The 19177-nt window shown below is 41.4% G+C and carries 17 protein-coding genes; 7 read left to right on the top strand and 10 right to left on the bottom strand.

Going from position 1 to position 19177, the window contains the following annotated elements:
- Window positions 1-4 precede the first annotated feature (4 nt).
- Entirely contained in the window at window positions 5-1054 is a 1050-nt protein-coding gene (locus WBJ53_RS32835; RefSeq protein ID WP_338877274.1) for a CBASS oligonucleotide cyclase, read from the bottom strand.
- A 151-nt stretch (window positions 1055-1205) separates the two neighbouring features.
- Between WBJ53_RS32835 and WBJ53_RS32830 the strand changes: the two genes are divergently transcribed.
- From WBJ53_RS32830 to WBJ53_RS32820, 3 genes are read left to right on the top strand one after another with little or no spacing between them, the layout of a single operon-like run.
- A complete protein-coding gene (locus tag WBJ53_RS32830) occupies window positions 1206-1871 on the top strand; it encodes a hypothetical protein (protein ID WP_338877273.1) in 666 nt (221 codons plus the stop codon).
- A complete protein-coding gene (locus WBJ53_RS32825; RefSeq protein WP_338877272.1) occupies window positions 1858-2193 on the top strand; it encodes a hypothetical protein in 336 nt (111 codons plus the stop codon). Before WBJ53_RS32830 ends, WBJ53_RS32825 begins: the two co-directional genes overlap by 14 nt.
- Window positions 2183-2983 (top strand): ImmA/IrrE family metallo-endopeptidase, encoded by an 801-nt coding sequence (locus tag WBJ53_RS32820; RefSeq protein ID WP_338877271.1) that lies wholly within the window; start codon window positions 2183-2185, stop codon window positions 2981-2983. Before WBJ53_RS32825 ends, WBJ53_RS32820 begins: the two co-directional genes overlap by 11 nt.
- A gap of 40 nt (window positions 2984-3023) precedes the next feature.
- On the opposite strand, the gene WBJ53_RS32815 is transcribed toward WBJ53_RS32820, so the two are convergent.
- The 5 genes from WBJ53_RS32815 to WBJ53_RS32795 all read right to left on the bottom strand — a co-directional run bounded on the left by WBJ53_RS32815 (window position 3024) and on the right by WBJ53_RS32795 (window position 9336).
- On the bottom strand, window positions 3024-4355 hold the full coding sequence (locus tag WBJ53_RS32815) for a hypothetical protein (RefSeq protein ID WP_338877270.1): 1332 nt from the start codon (window positions 4353-4355) through the stop codon (window positions 3024-3026).
- On the bottom strand, window positions 4345-5388 hold the full coding sequence (locus tag WBJ53_RS32810) for a hypothetical protein (protein ID WP_338877528.1): 1044 nt from the start codon (window positions 5386-5388) through the stop codon (window positions 4345-4347). The genes WBJ53_RS32815 and WBJ53_RS32810 overlap by 11 nt, the downstream gene beginning before the upstream one ends.
- A gap of 816 nt (window positions 5389-6204) precedes the next feature.
- Complete coding sequence (locus WBJ53_RS32805; RefSeq protein ID WP_338877527.1) at window positions 6205-6444, bottom strand: hypothetical protein; 240 nt, start codon at window positions 6442-6444, stop codon at window positions 6205-6207.
- A 51-nt stretch (window positions 6445-6495) separates the two neighbouring features.
- Complete coding sequence (locus tag WBJ53_RS32800; RefSeq protein ID WP_338877526.1) at window positions 6496-7695, bottom strand: tyrosine-type recombinase/integrase; 1200 nt, start codon at window positions 7693-7695, stop codon at window positions 6496-6498.
- Window positions 7696-7809: 114 nt separating this feature from the next.
- Window positions 7810-9336 carry a hypothetical protein gene (locus WBJ53_RS32795; RefSeq protein ID WP_338877525.1) on the bottom strand — a complete coding sequence of 509 codons (1527 nt, stop codon included), beginning with the start codon at window positions 9334-9336 and terminating at the stop codon, window positions 7810-7812.
- A gap of 113 nt (window positions 9337-9449) precedes the next feature.
- Here WBJ53_RS32795 and WBJ53_RS32790 point away from each other — a divergent pair, with 113 nt between their 5' ends.
- Window positions 9450-9803, top strand: coding sequence for a hypothetical protein (locus WBJ53_RS32790; protein ID WP_338877524.1), 354 nt, complete (start codon window positions 9450-9452; stop codon window positions 9801-9803).
- Window positions 9804-9881: 78 nt separating this feature from the next.
- Here the strand turns inward: WBJ53_RS32790 and WBJ53_RS32785 are convergent, their stop codons facing one another.
- Together WBJ53_RS32785 and WBJ53_RS32780 are read right to left on the bottom strand one after the other, a co-directional pair.
- Window positions 9882-10148 (bottom strand): helix-turn-helix transcriptional regulator, encoded by a 267-nt coding sequence (locus WBJ53_RS32785; protein ID WP_338877523.1) that lies wholly within the window; start codon window positions 10146-10148, stop codon window positions 9882-9884.
- Window positions 10149-10206: 58 nt separating this feature from the next.
- Complete coding sequence (locus tag WBJ53_RS32780) at window positions 10207-10944, bottom strand: hypothetical protein (protein ID WP_338877522.1); 738 nt, start codon at window positions 10942-10944, stop codon at window positions 10207-10209.
- A gap of 624 nt (window positions 10945-11568) precedes the next feature.
- On the opposite strand from WBJ53_RS32780, the gene WBJ53_RS32775 reads away from it, so the two are divergent.
- On the top strand, window positions 11569-12672 hold the full coding sequence (locus WBJ53_RS32775; protein WP_338877521.1) for a replication initiation protein: 1104 nt from the start codon (window positions 11569-11571) through the stop codon (window positions 12670-12672).
- A 33-nt stretch (window positions 12673-12705) separates the two neighbouring features.
- On the opposite strand, the gene WBJ53_RS32770 is transcribed toward WBJ53_RS32775, so the two are convergent.
- Both WBJ53_RS32770 and WBJ53_RS32765 read right to left on the bottom strand, forming a co-directional pair.
- Window positions 12706-14262 (bottom strand): serine hydrolase, encoded by a 1557-nt coding sequence (locus WBJ53_RS32770; RefSeq protein ID WP_338877520.1) that lies wholly within the window; start codon window positions 14260-14262, stop codon window positions 12706-12708.
- Window positions 14263-14349: 87 nt separating this feature from the next.
- Window positions 14350-16446, bottom strand: a complete 2097-nt coding sequence (locus tag WBJ53_RS32765) for an outer membrane beta-barrel family protein (protein WP_338877519.1) — start codon at window positions 16444-16446, stop codon at window positions 14350-14352.
- A 390-nt stretch (window positions 16447-16836) separates the two neighbouring features.
- On the opposite strand from WBJ53_RS32765, the gene WBJ53_RS32760 reads away from it, so the two are divergent.
- Together WBJ53_RS32760 and WBJ53_RS32755 are read left to right on the top strand one after the other, a co-directional pair.
- Entirely contained in the window at window positions 16837-18102 is a 1266-nt protein-coding gene (locus tag WBJ53_RS32760) for a histidine kinase (RefSeq protein ID WP_338877518.1), read from the top strand.
- A complete protein-coding gene (locus WBJ53_RS32755) occupies window positions 18065-18820 on the top strand; it encodes a response regulator transcription factor (RefSeq protein ID WP_338877517.1) in 756 nt (251 codons plus the stop codon). The genes WBJ53_RS32760 and WBJ53_RS32755 overlap by 38 nt, the downstream gene beginning before the upstream one ends.
- The last annotated feature ends 357 nt before the right edge of the window (window positions 18821-19177 follow it).

The raw sequence follows: 19177 nt of genomic DNA, 5'->3' as shown, positions 1-19177 counted from the left end.
TTTATTAGTCGTTATCACAGTGGTTTTTAAATGGGTTTCCAAATAGCTTTACCAGTTCAGATAAAGCCAACGTATCTGATCCATCCTCGTCATAGTGAATGATACGCTGCCAGTTGTCACGAGCCGTTTCAAACCAGTTTGCCAGTTCGTTTATTTTGTTATCATTCCAACTCGCGACAATATTGTTCTCATTATTTACTGGGTCCAATACGATCCACAGGGCATCAGTATCTAAAATTGGATTAGAATAATAGTCGGCAAAATGAACCGCTTTTTTGTTTCGTACTATGTGAGACAAGTAGCTGCACCATTTTGCTAAGGTCTCAGCATAGGTTTTTTCAACACCAAGCTTATCAAAAGCGTAGGCGCAGAGCAAATCAATAAGTATGGTTGGTGGAATATTATTTATATCTGCCATTTTGTTGTATCCCAAATAGTAGGAACTGTCGGCTTGAAACTCTTTCCACCATTTCATCAGCCGAATGCCATTATTAAAGGAAACTACGCCTGGTGTCCCCTTACTAATTTTAGTTCTACTTTTTATAAATTCATTGTGTTTTTGCACCGACGTTCTTAACCGATCCCCGTTTCGACGAATTAATATCTGTTCATCATCCTTTTCAGTTGCCAGCATAGGCACGAGATCGAAGGTTACTTTGTCGGCAAACTTCAGCTTTACGGAGCTTTTCGTTTTATCGATGTCCGTATTCGGGTAGGAAGATCTAGCGTAGCCCTCAAACTTTACTAGTAATTCTTCTAGTTGATCGCCAGTTGTGGTAATAGGTTCAACGACAACTGGTATATCGACGTCCATCCCATCTACCTCAGACTTACCTCGATAATGCCTACGAATGCCAGTTCCTTTTCCTGATGAACCACCAATAGGAGTCGATTGCACGACTAGTTTGTCGTCCTCTGCTTTCTGTTTAATATTTTTTCTAATTTCATCTCCGCGATCATAGATGTCATCCATTTTATCCGGATCAGGAGCAATCCACTTTGTGAATTCGCTCATTCGACTATGTAAAACTGATTTCGTTGTTAATTCGCTCATAGCTAATCATTTACAGGTCTTTTTGAATTTAGTTAAGACTAAATAGTACTTCTAGAATCAGTAGAACATTCATTGAAATACCTCTCATACAGCATTACTTAAAGCGTTACTAACGGATTGCAGTATACACCTTATACCAGCCCTCCAAATTATGAGTTGGCAGATCTATCAAAACACACCTACAGACGAGCTTATCGAGTACATTAAATGGAAAGACCAACCAGATTACCAAGAAGCCGCAAAAGAAGCCTTCACCTCACTTTATTTTCGTTTTTGTGAAGATCTGATACGTAAATGTCGAGTCATCGCTAGCAACTGGGGTTATGATAAAGTTGTCGGGGATGATATAGCAGAAAGAACATTTAAACGTTTTTGGAATCGACCACACACGTTTAATGAGACTAACTGTAAAACGTACAATATAAATACATGCCTTAAGCTGTATTTATACGGTATTGCTCAAAATCAACTATCCGATTATAGAAAACAGGAACGAAACCCAAATCCCTATACTGGAGAGGAAACTGTAATTATAGACTTTCCTGATTTGGAGAGTATGAACATAGGGGAGCTAAGGAAAAAGGAACTCAAACATAAACAGGAAATAATATCAAATGCTTTGGGTCGACTTTCGCCCAAACATAAAATAATATATTTAACGTATAAAGCCTACAAACATAAAGGGCATAAATTGCCACCTCACTTAACTAAAGCTCTACAAGATGAACTTGATTTAGCACAAAGTTCAATACAAGTTTATAAAAAGGAAGCATTTGATAAAGTTAACGAATATCTTGAAATTTATGGGAGCAAATAAACAAAATGTTACGCCAGAAAATGTAGATGTGTGGCTTGCTTCTACCGGATTCTTATTTCCCCGTACTGAGCAAGAATTAATGCATTTTGAAAAGCTTTTTCCAGAAGAAGAAATTGATACCTCTAACTCAGATGTGTCAATTGAACGAATTCTATCAGGTGAACCTAGATCTATAAACGCAGTTTTTAATGTTTCGAAACCGATAGGAGATTTCTCCCAATATAGAATGGTCGCTCGTAAGGGTGAAGGGCAAATCCCTGATCATATTTTAAATAAAATGAAACAAAATCAAGAAAATAAGAAAAAAGATAATGGTGAATAAGGCGCCAATAACTAAAATTGCTTCATTTGTTGCAAGCACTTTTTCAAATGGTAATATCACTAATTTAGAAGATATATTAAATTATGAAAGTCTACCTTGCCACTTAGACCATTATGAAAATTATTTTGATGGTATGTTAGTATATGATAATCAAGAAAATAATTTTCATATTCATATAAATATTGATCGAGGCAATAATATCAATTTTAAGAGGGGAAGATTTACACTTGCCCATGAATTAGGTCATTTCTTTTTAGACAACCATCGCATAGGTTTAAAATATGATTTAATAAAACCTCATGGTTCAAAACATGAAGTCAATCAAAAAGAATTAATAGAAATAGAAGCTGATTACTTTGCCGGGTGTTTATTGATGCCTGAAGAAAAATTTAGGAAATCTTCTGGTGGGAAAACTTTTTCTTTATCTACTCTTTTAACTCTTTCTGATAATTTTCAAGCTAGTCTTCTTGCTACTTCCATACGCTTTACAGAAATTGGTACTCATGAAATCACAGTAGTCGTTTCAAAAAATGGAATTGTAAAATGGTTTGCACGAAGTAAGGATTTTCCCAATTGGGCATTCAGATGCAAGGTTCATGAAGCCGTTCCTCCTACAACTGTGGTAGGCGAGTATAGTCGTAAAGTAGGTGCTAAATATACAACGCAGGAAGAACTAGATCCTAATGATTGGTTTTGGGCAAACGATTTCCGAAGTAATCGAAGAATGTATGAGCAATGCTATTACTCTAAAAGTTACGGATACATTATTAGCGTGATTTGGTTTGCTTAGAGATATATTTCAATAATAAATTTTGATTTAATAGTAATTTTCATGTCGTTGCATAACCTAATTGTGAATACATTGATTTTGCTAAATTATGAATTTTTTCAATCTTACCTTCTTTTGAATATTTCAACAAATTAATTATTTCTTTTTGTTTAATTTCAGGCAAAATTCGATCATAAAACGTCTCATTGAAAAGCTTCAACCATCTGTTTGTTGGCTTTGGGATGGTTAGTTTATACAATAATCTATCATTTGATTGGATACATTCATTAAAAAAATATATCCATCTTTCGTGAGTGATTCCACGTATAATATTATTAGCGCTTTCTTGAGCTGCATCTGAGACACCATAGCTATTTCCAAGCTTTACACACAAAACCGCAGTTAAACAAATAGAAAAAGCTGGGATAGGAATAACGCTACCCATTCTACTTAAATTATTTGTTGGAGCCGGCTCATTATAAAAATTATTAAAGCCTTCATGCGCTTTAAGTATTTCATTAGCTGCTTTTATAAAAGAAGATGAGCGTAAGTCTTCAGGCACAAAATCAAAACCTCTAACTTTAAGCAGTACTTGTTTTAACCCACTTGATGCTTTTGTCTTTCCGTCTGCAAACAATTCTGAATACCCTCTGCCAACCTGATATTTTTCGGGATGTTTTAAATTATTCCATATTTTAGGTATAATTAAATTTGAATTTGCTAAGGAATTTTCAAGTTGCGCGCCTGATGCAGATTTAATTATAGAAAGAAGAGTCCTAATAGTAGTTCGATGGAAAAAGTATGGGCTTTGAAGCAATTTTAAAACAGATGAGCTATCTTCAGTTAGTGTACTATTTTCAAGTTCATCTCTAAAATTTTTAAAATCAATAGCAATTTCAATCTTATTAGCACCTAAAACACCTTGAATACAAGAACGTATGATTGATTTAGCTTCTTCTTCGGTTAAATCATTTTCAGGATCTTCATCCAAATCAAGTTGATTGAAGTGGGCAACAGTTTCCATAGTACGCTTCAGTCTAAATGAAGCAGTTCCACTAATTACACCTAATTCTTCAGATAAACGTAGTGCTTCATATTCAGTAATTGCTTGCTGTATATCAGTATGGTCGTTTATATCTGGTCGATCAAGCATTTCCGCTATAAATGATATTCCAACTTTGCTAAGTTGATTTTTTAAAAAATTTATAGCTTTAGTCCATATATAAGTAGTAACCATTTCATAGGACTCATCATTATAAGCCTTAATGATCTGGTTTTGATCTTTCTTAGATAGCTGAACACCATATGCTACTAATTCTGAAACATCTACTACCTTTTTAGGTATCACAGGCAAATTACTATTTTGCCATAGGACAATTGAGTTATTTTCCATTTTTTTTGAATTCAATATTTCCATCCTGTGACTGTATAAATGCTGATTCGAGGCCACTCCCAACCATTTCACACAGAGTCAAAAAAGTTCTACTCCTTGCTCCTCCACTAGTCGTAGATTTTAATATTTTTTCAGGATGCTTAATAAAAACATTATATGAAATAATCTCCCCTCGATCAGAAAAAACAGTGATCCCATCACTTTGTAGCATCCCTGACAGCAGTGAGTAACTACCTTGTAATTTTGAGTTTGCCACTAGGTCATCTTTGTCAAGTAACTCTCTGATTATATCTGGAATATTTAATTTATGTTCTAGTAAAATTCCATCTTGTAACCTTTTAGGGTAACTTTTCTTACTACTTATTACGCAGGATAATGTACCATGACCTTTTTGTAAAACTTCTAAAAATACTTTTTGGAAAAAATTCAGGGTAGGATCTTTTAGTTTAATATCTACCTTTGCAACGATAGTTTCTATAAATTCTAATTGATTTTTAGTTGGCGAGTTTATGGAATTTGTGTGACTACCAAAATTGATAACTAATGTATCAGCATTAACCCCTTTTACTTCTATAACTTTTTCAGCAACCTGATGAATCAAAACAGCTTTTAATTCATTTGATCCATTATCAATTAGAAGTTCAGAAATTGAAACGGATAATATTGAAGTTCCAGCCCTAATAACACCATACTCAAATGAATCAAGTTTTCTTAATATATATATAGCCCATCCCCCTTCAGTTAAAGGTGCACATTTCTTCAATGCTTTAAGCATTGTCTCTTTACTTTTCCCACCTTTTCCAATTGAACATACCTGAGAGGTAGGTAATACCTTTTTTACTAATTCCAAATCATCAAAAATATAAATTTCTGGAAATAAAGCTTTACCTTCTTCTTTATAATAAACTAGTTGACTTACTAATTCTACAATACCCTCGGTGGTTGCTATACATGTCATATCTTCTTGGTGTAAAAATTCTATAGATTCTCCAAGAAGTGTTGGTTTTATTGAAATAGGTTTAGTTATTTTCATTTTTTACATAATGAAATATTTACCTTAACATAATTATTTCTTTAAGCGTTGATAATGCTTGCTATTTTCGCTATGTACAATGAACGTGATTACATGACTTTAAGATTTTTGATGTAAACGCATTAATGCGTTGTTTAAAACTTTGAAATTAACAGAATAGGTTGTCAATGAGTCCACTTTGCTAGTAGTAGCTTTAATGATCCTTTTCAACTCCTGTAATTTTAGCTATTTGAACATGAAACCCAATAAATAATTGCACCTACTTGTAATAATTATTATAACTTACTCATTATTAGATATTTACATTATATTGCAATTGCTTAATAATCGTTGCAGGGAATCCGACTCACGTTAAAATTTGACTTGGTTTTAGGGACATGACTTTTTTTACTACTGATGATATATTATCATAAGGTATGTATCTCTTAAATCGATCTACAGGTTGACATCCCTTCTTGATACGATTAGGAGAATAGTAGATTAAGCAATTTAGGTTAGTTTCCCTTTACACTGTCAACCTGTCAGTCAAATTATATATGATATTTATCACGTAACAAAGCCATGATGGACGTTGTGCGCTTGATTCACCTATACATCTCTTCACTCAATGGGTCATAGAAATTAAGGCCAAACTAATTTTTCCTCATTTTACATAACATTTACGCAGGTTCACGCTCTGTCATCAGCTGCTGACGGGCTTTTACTCGCAATTGACTAGCAACGCCAATCATTTCTAAACCTAAATAAGTTTTAACAATTCGCAACTACATGAATAGCTACTTGTGATGACCCTTTGTTATCTCGAATAAATCCCGATTAGCTCATCGAGGTGGGCGGACCACTGGTCGCATTGACGGCATATTGCAGAATTTTATTCAGTTGTTCAGCCGTTAAGTTCGCTGATTTGACGTCCACTTCCAGGCCGTTAATCGGATTCTCTTTAACTGTGATAGCAATCCAGGCGTCCGCCGTGAGCATCAGATGGAGTGTGTTTTGCAGGTGAGTTTCCGGCTCGGATTGGCCTTCAATAAAAAAACCAGGTTTGAATGATTCCATTAGTTGATCAGGTTTGATACGCTGTGTATATAGTGGCCCAAAACTAAGTGATTAATCGGGCATCTGCTGGAGATACGTCTTTTGCGTCCGCTTTTTGGTGTAGAACTGAGTCGTCTCCATCGTCTCATGCCGCAGGTGTTGTTGCACGTGGGCCAGATCCACGCCCGCTTCCAGCAATAACTGACCGACCGTATGACGCAGGCTGTGGGCCGACATACCCGTTCGTTTCAGCCCATGTTTTCGGAGCTGCTTATCGACAATGTAACGGATCTGGTACGTCTTTAAATCGTCGAACAATACCTCATTTCGGCGATCTGATGACAGCGGCCAGCGGTCAGTATCGACCAGATACCGCTCTACGATCTGCTGGCAGGCAGCAAAAAACTTGATTGCCTTCCGGGTATTCTTCCCTTTGCCCAGTACCTGAAGCTGATGGCGGCCAAAATCCAGATCACCTAACCGCAGCCGGGTCACCTCAACGGTTCTGAGGCCCTCAAGACCCAACAGCGCCAGGATGGCCAGCTCCTTTGCGGACTCGACGTCATCCAACAACAACGTCCGCTCATGAGCTTCCAGGCTGTCCTTGTAAAAGGTTCGTTCAATGGCCAGCCCCCGCACGTAATCGATGTCGCGTAGCTCGTTAAGCTGGTGCTCGTTTAGTTTCAGCTCATCGCGCCGACGAATGCACCAGGCTGCTAATTGTTTGACGGCTGATAGATATAAGTTGATCGTAAAAGGCGAATAATCTTCGGCCTTCAGGTGCAACACAAAATCGGTTACCGTTAGTCCGCTCAGGGAGGCAGGCAGCCCTGCTTGTTGCTGCTGGTCAACGTAGGCAAAAAAGGCATTGAGGGCTTTGGTGTAGGTCTCTTTGGAGTGTTCCCCCCGCAAATTCCTGGCCTCCCGGATAAATCGCAGCACCAGCTCATTGGCCGCCGGGGAAAGCTTACTCCTTTTGGGATCAGGCACAACGAGTGGTTGACCGATCTGCTGGTAGAAGAAGAGAAACTTGCGAAGGGGTGAAACGCGGTTCGGCGGCAACTCGGCTGTATAGCGGGCGAAGCTGATGGCATCGATGGCAAACCTTTTTTTGATACAGTCCTTGACGTAAGCCCGCGCGTGGCGGGGGTAGTTGCTGGACTTGGGCAGGTCGGCGGCAAAATAGCGGATCAGCTGACTGACGGTATAGCGGCCAGTTGCCTGACCGATACTTTGATTCTTTTCTGACTCGTGCAGGACGATGTTTGCCATAACCATAACTTCATTCACCAGACAAGTACGGCAAAAATTAGAATTTCACCAATTCGTATAAAGGAGATTTTACAAGACGGTGAAAAACTCCGATGATTCCTACTTCATTCGCTTCTACTTTTTCGATGCCTTAAGTTGAGAAGGGACGATTCCCAGCCACTGACAAAGAGCGCGGAGTAAATCAGGGGTTGGCGTGTAACCGTTATGGACGCGCAGCAAGGCAGAAGGACTCGCTACGGTTTTGTTCGCTAGTGCATTGATCTCGTCGGCTACCGCTCGAAAACCCCGATCCGCCCGTTTAGCCAGAAACAAGTTGGCCAGGTGATACGTGGGAGGCTTAAGCGTCTCGTTCACTTTACGGATAGTGTTGATCGAATAGCCGGTCTGACGTTCGATCTCCCGTAGGGAGTGACCCGCCTGAAGTAACGTAGCGATATGGGCCGACTTAGGCTTTTGCAAAAACTGCGTTTGCTGTTCGGCCACTTTAGGACGGCCAATGTGAATGCCTGCTTGCTGTCGACGTCGCATACCCGTTCTGATTTTGTCCGAACGCGTGAGCGGAACGGGATACGGCGTTCCGGTTAGTCGGTGTAAGGCGGCCGTGATCTCCTCGACGGTGTCCGGTAGCAGATCGAAGTACTCGGTCAATGGCCCGTCGGAGCCGGTCAGTAAGTGGCTAAAGGGCGCATACTTCCGCTTAAAAAAGGCTTCCAGATAAGCTGCCTTTGGCACCACAGCAAGCGGTACGATGGATTCGAGTTGCAGCGGGCGCAGGTCCCGCTCTATTTCGGCCAGCCGCTCACCGAGTGGCCGGCTGGTGATGCCTGACTTGTATAACACCCCCATCCCCAGGTTTATCCGCAGAAAGTAGAAGCTAAATAACCCAGAGCGTTCATACATCCGCTCGAATGCTTCGACTTCTTTGCTCATATCGGCCCGTTCATTATACGTTTGATGGTAGGTTGCCAGCGCGTTATAGTGCGGTTCCAGCGACGCAGGGATGATATACCGATAATGCATGGCCTTTTCCCAAAGTTGGCCTGGATAGACCGTATCGGTCATATACTCGCGGCCTCCCCAGCGGTCCTTTTTTAGGAAAAGCGCCTTGTACTGTTTAAATCCACTGTGTCTTAGTTTATAGAGTGCCGGCACCGGTCCCCGGTCAGCGGTGATACTTTCAATGAACTCCTGTACTTCCAGGAGTACCTCGTGGTTAGTCTGCCGGTTGGCGGGTCGCGCTCCATTGCTGTGGGGCCTGGATATCCTCTCCAGTGTTAACAATAATTCACCAATAAGCCCTTTGATGGCTTCCCAGTCCTGCGTCAATTGGTCAAGTTCTTGCTTAAGGCCCACTTGTTCGTGCAGAAGCTGTTGCTGATACTGCTTCGCAAACTCATCTAAGGAAAGTGTGATGTCCGTCTCACCGGTTGCCCAGAAGTCAAACCGGGGCATCAGCGGGCGGCAGGAGTTGGTTAGGTGAGCGAAGTGATGCACTTTTATTCGCCCCTTCTTGGCCGTCAGTTCTCCGTAACAGTGAGGGCACCGTAAGCCGCAATCATCTCCGCGCGGAGACTCGCTGATGTGAATCAACTGGTCTCGTCGATTCAAGCCCACCTGTAGCCAGACGTCTGGTTTATCCACCCTTTTTTTGATACAAGTTAGGCTGGTTTTCCATAGGAAACAACCTTTTTTTGATACAGCGTGGTCGTATCAATGGTTTTCCGTAGATTGCCTTATCATCCTGCCCCTTACCCATGAATAAGCTGGTTTCTTCTTACCGTCTTGAACTGACGACGATCAATGCCCTAAATCTGTTGATTCATAATTATAGCCAGGATGACCTGGCCTATCTCCGCCAAAATCGCTCGTTTGATTACGCCTGGCAGTACTATTGGGATGGGGAGCGTGAGGGGCTTACGCCCGAAAAATTCTGGCCCACCTGGATCGAAAAGTTCGATTATGAAACCCAGGCTTATCTGCTGGATTACGCCATGCAGCGCTACGGCGAGGAAGCGTACCGCAACCTGGATGGGGCGGCTAACTGGAAAAAACGCCTGAGTGACTTGTTGAAAGAGCAACACCCGGATGATCCCAACCTGAATGATTAAGTTTACCGACGTAACCTCGGCCGACACCGCCCTGCATTTCATTCGTTGCTATCGCCGATTTGCGCAAATGCCCTTCATTTAATTAGGTCGTTCAACATTCTTATAGTCAATGGGTAGTTTCTCCACTGTTAATGCAATTAAGGAAAGCATACTGATATTTAATTGAGTTGCAATATCCCATGCCACCGATAAGGTTGGATTTTTCAATCCCCGTTCAATTCGGGAAATATAAGACCGATCCAGCCTACAATGCTCAGCCAGATCATCCTGAGTCCATCCCTTTTTTAACCGCTCTTGTTTCACAGCCTTACCAAAGGCGGTTGAAATTAAACTTGCCTTTCCCATCAACAGCAAAGTTCGATGCCTGCCTGGGCTTAGAAAAGGGACTATAGTCCTCATTTACTTAATCGATTGAGCGTATATATAGACTTGAAGTCCCATAACTGACTTTATCTGAATACGTCTCTAATTCTCGATCAATGAGTTTATTATCGTATGATACTGGTCTTGTGATGTATTTTGTGTCTATAAAAATGATATTTAGTCGCTCATTAATTATCGGCGCCGTATTACTATCGTCGGTTCGTTGTGTGTGCTTGAGCATGTGTTCGTTGGCCGTTCCCGTCTTTAACTGATCAGTATCCTCAAAAAAGCGATAAGAGCAGTACCAGTAACGATAGTAATGCTCATAGTTCGACGTACAAAATTGAAACTGATCCGGTGCTTGGCGAATTGCCCTGATTAGGTCATCAATTTCTTGTAACTTACGCTGCTGGCCAGCCGTAAGTTGATCCAGAAATGAACGGGTGTACAGGTTGTCCCGCTGCTCTTGCAAAATAACCAGTGCCGTCTCCGCTTTTATACCCCGGTCAATCTGGTACTTATGCTTATAAAAAAAAGTGAGTGATATAGCTGGGCGCTCGAAATTGACCAATTTTAAATTTTTATATGGTTTACCTGGTCGATGATAAGCTTGAAAAAGAGCCATGTGCTCTGCTGGCACAAAGTAATATTCCAAGTCTGGTAGGTCTGGCAATGCGCTGACTTGATGATCAATGGGCCGCAAATCGATTTTACAGGTGTTTAATACTAATCGGATCGCCGATAAGGGGAGCAAATCGGATTGTTTCGCTTTAGCCATCGTACAAATTTTTAGCAAAATTAGCGTTACTATTTCCCTGTAAGGTAAATAGTAATTATTAAATTCCCTTTTCACCCTATTATATCATCAAAATTAGCGTTTTGATCTTTTGACCTTTATCAATATGTATTTTTGATTGATTTAGTGAGGGGTAACTGGCTAATTATTAGTAATTTACGCAGCGAAAAACAAGTTTTAGGGGGCGCTATTACAAGTTTTAGGAGGAATTTTCGTGCTTAAAAAACAAGTTTTAGGGGGTACTATTACAAGTTTTGAGATGAAAGAAAACAAGTTTTAAGTTGAACAATTGGCTATTACAAGTTTTGGGGGGAGCCATTACAAGTTTTAGGGGGAGGTGGTCTGCTAGCACTAAAAACAGTCAATTTTTGTGTCTATCAGGCACTTTTTTTTATTTTCATCCCTAATTAGGCTGATTTTGTCCTCAAATAAGGGGCTTTACTCCCTATTTCTTCCTTAATGCAACATACCCCATTAAAAGAAAAACAAGTTTTAGGGGGAGTTGTAGAGAGCTATTACAAGTTCAGGGGGGAGCTTTGTTTTCCAAACAAAACAGAATTGCACTTACCAATTTTGTAGTTTAATTTGCTTTTTTGATCTTTGTTTATGAAAGAAGAATCCCCTGCCCAACTAACTCTTTTTGAGCGGCATACGACGAATTACCAGTCGAATGTGTTTACGCTTTCCCGTCAGGAATTCACCGAATTAGAGAAGAAGATCGTCATATTAGTGGTCAACCAGTTGGGAAATATGGCTGTAAAAGGTAGGGTTCCAGCCGACCGCAACATTGAGTTTAGCATTCCGTACTCTGAACTAACCAAGAATCACCATTCTCAAGTAACTGAGGCTGCGGAAGGTCTGTCAAAAAAACGGATTTCTTACAAAGATGAAGTAAGAGGAGAATACATTTTTGTTACGCCATTTCCATTTGTTAAATCTAGAATAGAGAATGGTCGTCGGTATATTGAAATAAAGGTGCTGGCCGACGTCGTCCCTCATTTTGCCGCGCTTGGTAAGCGTTTTACCAAGTATGAACTTGATGTCATTTGGTCACTTTCATCCATATATGCGATGCGCATGTTCGAGATAATGTCTATGCATCAGCACATTCAGAAAAACAATTTTCGGTTTCAAGTCGACGAATTACGTTACATATTGAACTGCCCAGATACGTACCGATATAACGACTTTGTTAAATATGTGCTTGAAGTGACGCACCGTGAGCTAAAACAAAAAGCCGGTATCTCTTTGGATTGGCTGCCTGTTGCCAAGATGGGCAAACGAGTTATGGAGCTTGAATTTTCCATCAAAACCGTACAGCAATTAGCCGCCGAATATGTAGAAGCCGATGAGAGCCGGATTGCTACTCTTGCTCCGAATGAGCGAATTATACTTGGCTACCAAGTTATGGCCAAGTATCAGTTAAAACCTTGGCAAAAAGATTACATCATCGCTGATCCCAACTTATTGGACACACTTTTTCGGCTACATTCCGAGTTTGAGAACCAGCGTCGGCCAGATGTTAAAAATAAAAATAAGTACCTGGCTAAATCCCTGGGCTTGGATAAAGTAAAAGAGCCCAAAAAGAAAGAACCCATTGTTTATGAACCCCAGATTAGTTTCGTCCCTACCCTACCCGAAAAACGATTAGGAGGAGACGCCCGAACGATCAGCAACGTTATTAATCACATAATTCCAAAACATAAGTAGCTGATGTATTCCAGAATATATGCATTGGTTGAATTAGTTTGCTAATTTTCTGAACATATACGAATCATTATCGACAAACTCAGTGCCTTTGATCTCTACAGATTTAACATGACCTTGATTTAAAGAAAACGTTATTGGGAAAGTGCCAAAACGAATGTTAGAGAAAGTAGCTCTAAAGGTATTGTTATCCATATAATCTAACGTTGCCTGCAAGTTAGGATGGTGGTCAAAACTCATCGTTAAGGATTGTTTTCTCCCTCTAATCGGGTTGGCAACGATTGTCAATTTTCCGTATAGCTCATTTTCATATGTACCAGCGAAAGCAGTTATTGGGAAGGCGGCAGGTGTATCTTTTGCCACACGCTCTGCCAATGCCTTGATCTCATTTTGATTCGTCCGGTTGCGGGTCTGGGCACGTTGGAAATAGTATTGATGGCGATTTACATATGGGACGTTTAGAAACGCATCCAATAGTTGAAATCGTAGCGCTTCGTGAAAATTGTGATTGTCTTGATTAGTTAGGATCACAATGGCCAGATTAGCCTCTGGAACAATTGTTGTATTACTGCGGTAACCTCCACAAGCTCCTGCATGGGCAAAAACCGCATAATTTGCGTAGTCGAATTTGCCAAATCCCAGACAGTAGTATTGAAAGCCCAACGGAAAAAGTTTCATCCGATCTGAACTGACGATGGTGTTGGGTTCGCGTGTTTTTTCTAAAACTGACCAGGGTACAATTTGCTTCCCACCTGCCCGGCCACTGTCAAGCTGCATACTTACCCAAATGGCCATATCGTGAATACTGGAAACCATGCCGGTAGCCGGTCCTAAGTTATCCAGATTGTCAAACGGAAGAGCCGATAATTGACCCTCTGCTGTACAACAGGTAGTATAAGGATAAGCGATATTATCCCGTTGTGCCATACCAGTGGTTTGCATAAACGTTCTGGTCATGGCTAAGGGCTGCAACAGGGATTGTTGAACATAATCCTCCCAACTCTTGCCTATAGCTTTAGGAATAATCTCGGAAGCGACGACGTAACCCGTGTTGGAATAACCAAAATCCTGTCTAAAAGGATAATGAGGAGCAAAATAGCGCATCCGGGTGAGCACATCGGCCCGGCTCAGATCGGTATCCCAGAATAAGAAATCACCTTGATAATTCTTCGTGCCCAAGCGGTGAGACAATAGATCACGAATGGTCAATAATTTAGTGGCGGACGTATCATAGAGTGAGAAGTCAGGTAAATATTTAGTCACTCGGTCATCCAATGATATCTTTTTTTGTTGCTCTAAGAGGGCCATCGCCGTGCCCGTAAATTCTTTGGTATTCGAGGCAATCATGAATAGGGTGTTTACATCTACCGGATCGTCCTTTCCGACTTGTTTGACGCCAAACCCTTTCGATATGATTACCTTTCCATCCTTGATAACTGCCAGAGCCAATCCTGGAATCTGCCAATCCTTCATTCCCTGTTTTACATAGCCAGCCACACTGTCAGTCACAAAAGACGGAACTCGGGTTGGTTGAGCCGTAAGGGATAGGTGCACAAATAGTAATGACCAAATTATCCACAACGCTTTTTTCATTCGTACTAATTAGCTTTTAACGGTTAGGCTGTATTTAGTCAAAACTATTTAATTAACCCGTTCATGGCCAACTTTCGGGATATAAACTTAATTCCGCTTATTTCCCAAACGTTCCTGTTCCGACTCTGAACCAAATGAGCGCTGTTCTACCAATTTAGCTTTTCTGTTTCCGAATTGGTAGGAATACGTCAGTAGGACCTGCTGGGATTCGTACTTATGTTTAAATCCAATGGTTGTATTAAGGTACGATCCGTAGTTGTTGATTAGAAGAGTATGAAAAATATCAGAAGCCGCTAGTTTTATCGTTGCCCGTTCACTCAGGGGCCGCTGAACACCCAGATCAACAAACCAAATTGGGTCATATACCATGTAGCCGACGACCGCCAGACCCCGATAGGTACCATTGACATTGGCGGACCATTTTTTCCAAGTAAAGGTGTTGTTCAAGCGGAGAGTAACCGTTGACTGCTTGTTCAGAAAAGGTGTCTCCTGAAAGGTTGAAAAAAAGCGAACATTGGCGGCCGTTACCAAACCTTGAATTCGCCAACCAGCAGTTACCTTAATGGGAATTGATAGGGTAGCCGACACCCGTTTTTCCCAATCAAAATTCTGGTTGTAGTCTAACGTCGCTGGTGAACGTAAGTCCGGACGGTAAACAACTTCGGTGATTCGATTGCGTATATCGCTATAAACGACTGTTACATTAATGCGCTTGGAAGTGGTGTACGCCCCCTGAAGCGTCGTTGCGAGTTGAGGCATCAGTAAGGGATTACCACTGTAGAGAGTAAGGGGATCATAAAAAATGTACGCCGGGTTCAACTGGTCAAAACTGGGGCGGTTAATCCGCCGGTTTACTGACATACTATATTGGTTTTTCCGCATCGAAGTGAACTGCACATTCACCGAAGGAAATATATTAAGATAATCCCGGTTGATGGGTGTTGAAAGACCCGAAAGGCCCTCATAATGCGTGTGCTCCAATCGTAAACCCGTTTGAAAAGACCAGCCTTTCACGGAGAAAACCCAATTACTATAGGCAGCCGCGATTTGTTCTTGATATTGATAAGGTTTTGTCAGTAATGGCGTTAGGGACTGAAAATAAGGAGTAAACGTTTCAAGAGATGGTATATTGATCATCGAAATCCAACTGTACTTAAAACCGGACTCCAGCCGCCCCCTCGTCAGAAGAGTTGATCGGTAATCCAGCTTAGCCGTTCGTATCCAAACCTCATTTGGATATAAAATTTGTAAATTCTCCGGCTTCTGAAACGTAGGAAAAAGCTGAAAAAAGGTAGCCGTGGATTTAGAATTTACGTTATATCGTGCAATGTCAAGGTCTAAAGCCAGCGTATTTTCCGCATTTTTGAACTGTTTTCTTGCGTTCACATTAGCCGCCAAGTTACTGATCTGCTGGCTTAACTGCGTCTCCGCATCCAGTCGGGAAATGGAAGCATCTACACCGGGTAATTGGTAGGTAATTGACGACGTAGGATTGTCCGTTTCAGCCGTATGTGTAACCTGAAGGACTGTACCAAGCGTCAGTCGACGAGCGGCTTTCCAGTCCCAGGAGGTGCGAATTAAGTGCGAGGTATTCTCAATTTGATTAAACTCTTCGCTATGAGCAAAGCCAGCCGGGCCCGTGGTTAATGAGGGTAAAACCTGATCCGACCGCCAACTATAATACGTCGGTCGGTAAGTCGGGGCGTACAAAAATGAACCCTGCACGTTGGCGGACTGAAATGAGAGGTTAGCAGAAGCATTTCCTTTTCCGTACCTCCCGGCCCCAGCAGTTACGGCAAGCTCACCCGTAATTCCTTGTCTGTTAAACCCTTTCGTATATAGTAATATTACTCCACTACTACCGGCATCGTATTGAGCAGATGGACTGGTTAACACTTCAATCCGCGAAATAATGTTAGCTGGCAAACTTTGTAAGTAGGTAGCAACCTGATCAGAAGATAGGTAAAGCTGCCGTCCATTCTGGTACAAGATCAGGCCCGTTTTTCCGTCAATAGTGATGGACTTTGTTACTGCGTCAACCGAGAGCCTGGGCGTCTTCCCCAATACGTCAAATGCATTACCACCCCCAAATACGGGATTTGATTCAACATTGACGACGACCCGGTCCCCTTGCAAATCAAAGGGGGGACGCTTTTCTTTCACCGAAATTTCTTTTAGGTTCAAGACAGCCGGCAGTAACGTTAACCGAATTGGAGAATTCGTTACCGTATCCGAAACGATGATGGCTTGTCTCACCGTTTGCCTACCAATATAACTTGCCTGAAGTACGTAGGTACCAGTAATGATATTTTTAAATGAGAAAGAGCCGGTCGTATCACTACTGGTTGCTTTAACTAAGCTCGAATCTGCCCTCAACAGTGATACAATGCCAGCTATTACAGGTGAGCCTGACTCAAACCGAAGCGTCCCCTGTAGAGTTATTTCTGTTGACAGTTGACTCGAAGAGGGCCGGGATTGGCTCCACCCAGCATGGCCAGCCCCCCCTAACAGTAAAAAGAAAAGTATATACCATCGGTTAAAGCTAAACGTTGATTTTTTACTACGCATAATCCTATGTCAGGTACAACAACTAAACAAGGTAACGCCCAAAATTGGTTTAGTGACCAATGGTTGGTTGACCTACCACCCCGTCCCATTACCAACGTTCGCATCCTTGAACATCTTCTGTTTTGGTTATGGAATGGCTACTCGGCCTATACTGCTCTTGATCGCGTCCTTCGAGTCGAACCATCCCTGCCACCCGATCCTGATTTGTTTACAGTGATGTTTACAACTCATGTTGGCACGACTATCGTCCTTTTTTACCTGTATGGCTATTTGGTCGTTCCTTCACTTTTAAGTTCGCTGGTTTATTACCGGGCGACTCGCATTCTGATCTGGCCCAAAATTATTTTTGTTGTAATTACCAGTGCGTCAATTTTCCTTCTATTTAACGTGTATGATTTTTACTTATTCTCCTATGCAGCCGAGCACTATAAACCAGTTCCAGCCTACATAAAGCGGTATTATGATTTGCTTCAGCAGACGGGGCCTTTAGGTATCGTCGCCAATTATTCCCTGGTTACGTTTGTATGGGCTTACAACCTCTCCTACGTTTTACTTCCCATATTGATCCGAACCATTCGGGAGGCAATATCCTGGGGCGTGGAAAGCGTTGTACAACGGGAGCAAAACCGAATCCTGATGCAAGACCAGCTTCAACTACTGAAATTTCAGATAAATCCCCATTTTCTGTTTAATGTATTCAATAACATTCTGGCCCTAATACAACGCACCAACCGAGAAGCCGCCGAACTATTGCGAAGGCTGTCCAATATGATGCATTATACGTTGTACGATACGGACAAGAATTTTGTCCCCTTAGCGGGTGAGCTGAAATTTTTAGAGAATTACATCGAAATCGAAAGGAGTCGTCATTTTAATCCTGAGAAAATCATCTTTACCAAATCTGGGGAATCGGCCAATTTTTCAACACCTCCCCTTCTGTTGATAACGTTCATTGAGAATGCGTTTAAGCATGGGCTTAATAGTTCCTCAGATGACGCTTGGGTAACTATTGATCTTCAAATTGATTCAGTAAAAGGGCTGCTTTTGGCAACTATACGTAACTCGGTTTCCAACCTAACCACTCCTCAACTTAAGCCAGGTGGGGTGGGGCTGGCCAATGCTCGTCAGCGGTTAAATCTACTATTCACCCCCAATAAATATTCCTTAACCGTCACCGAAGAAGCTGGCGTATACGAAGTCTTTTTAAGAATACCACTCAATCGTGTTGAAAGTAATGAATTCGATCATGCCTATCAGTTGTCTCATCATTGATGATGAACCATTAGCTCAGGAGTTATTGTCGGATTATGTGGAACGAATCCCATACTTACATCTACTGGGCAAAGCCCAGAATAGCGAACAGGCACTTCGGTTATGCAATCAATTTCAGCCCGATATGTTGCTGTTGGATATCCGCATGCCAGGCCTTAGTGGATTTGAATTTTTAGAATTATTACAACCACCGGTTCCACTGGTTGTTGTGACTACGGCTTTTCGTGAATACGCATTAAAAGGTTATGAACACAACGTAGTTGACTTTTTAGAAAAACCCATATTTTTTGATCGCTTTCAGAAAGCGATTCATCGCGTAGAGGAACGGTTGGGCATAACCCGAAGAAGTAACCTTAGCACATACGATGAACAAGGAAATGTTAACTTGTCATCAAAGCTCTTATCCGTTCGCGTCGGAAGGGACACCAACAATATCCCGTTAGAGTCCATCAACTTTGTTGAAGCGCTGGATAACTACGTAAAAATTTATACGATACCAAGGGGGAGCAAACCCATTTTATCTAAAATGACGGTTACTCAGCTGGAGAATAAGTTACCCTCAGATGCCTTTATACGGATCAATCGAAAGTATATCATTCGGATTGATCAAACGAAAAGGGTTACTGCTAACTCAATTTTATTGTTTAGCGGAGAAGAGTTGCCGATTGGTGTAACATTTCGGGACGCGGTTCGCCAAACATTAATGCAATTCGATTAAGCTTAGGAATGGGGATGTTCTTAATGGATTTGTAGGGTAATTACACTTTGAATTCACCCCCTCACCCCCTTAATCTGCGCATTCACCAATTATTTAGCCTTAGCTAATTAATTAGTTTGCATTTTGTGCCAAAAAACAACTATGAAACAAAAGACTCCCCCCTTTCGATTTCAAACTGTAAAACGCCGGATCGCTACCCGTCAGGCCTCCTCCCTAAATCACCCATCCAAAATTGGTTCAGGTACTACTATCGACATGACCGGTTGGGTATAAATACTTTTTTTCTATGGATTTTCTCTACTACTTTGTGGATGAAATAATCCAACTAATTACAGTTATGAACACATTGAATCGCTT

This window comes from Spirosoma sp. SC4-14, assembly GCF_037201965.1.
Classification (GTDB): Bacteria; Bacteroidota; Bacteroidia; order Cytophagales; family Spirosomataceae; genus Spirosoma.
The sequence above is the reverse complement of the archived record's forward strand: the minus strand, read 5'-3'. Positions and strand labels throughout refer to the sequence as shown.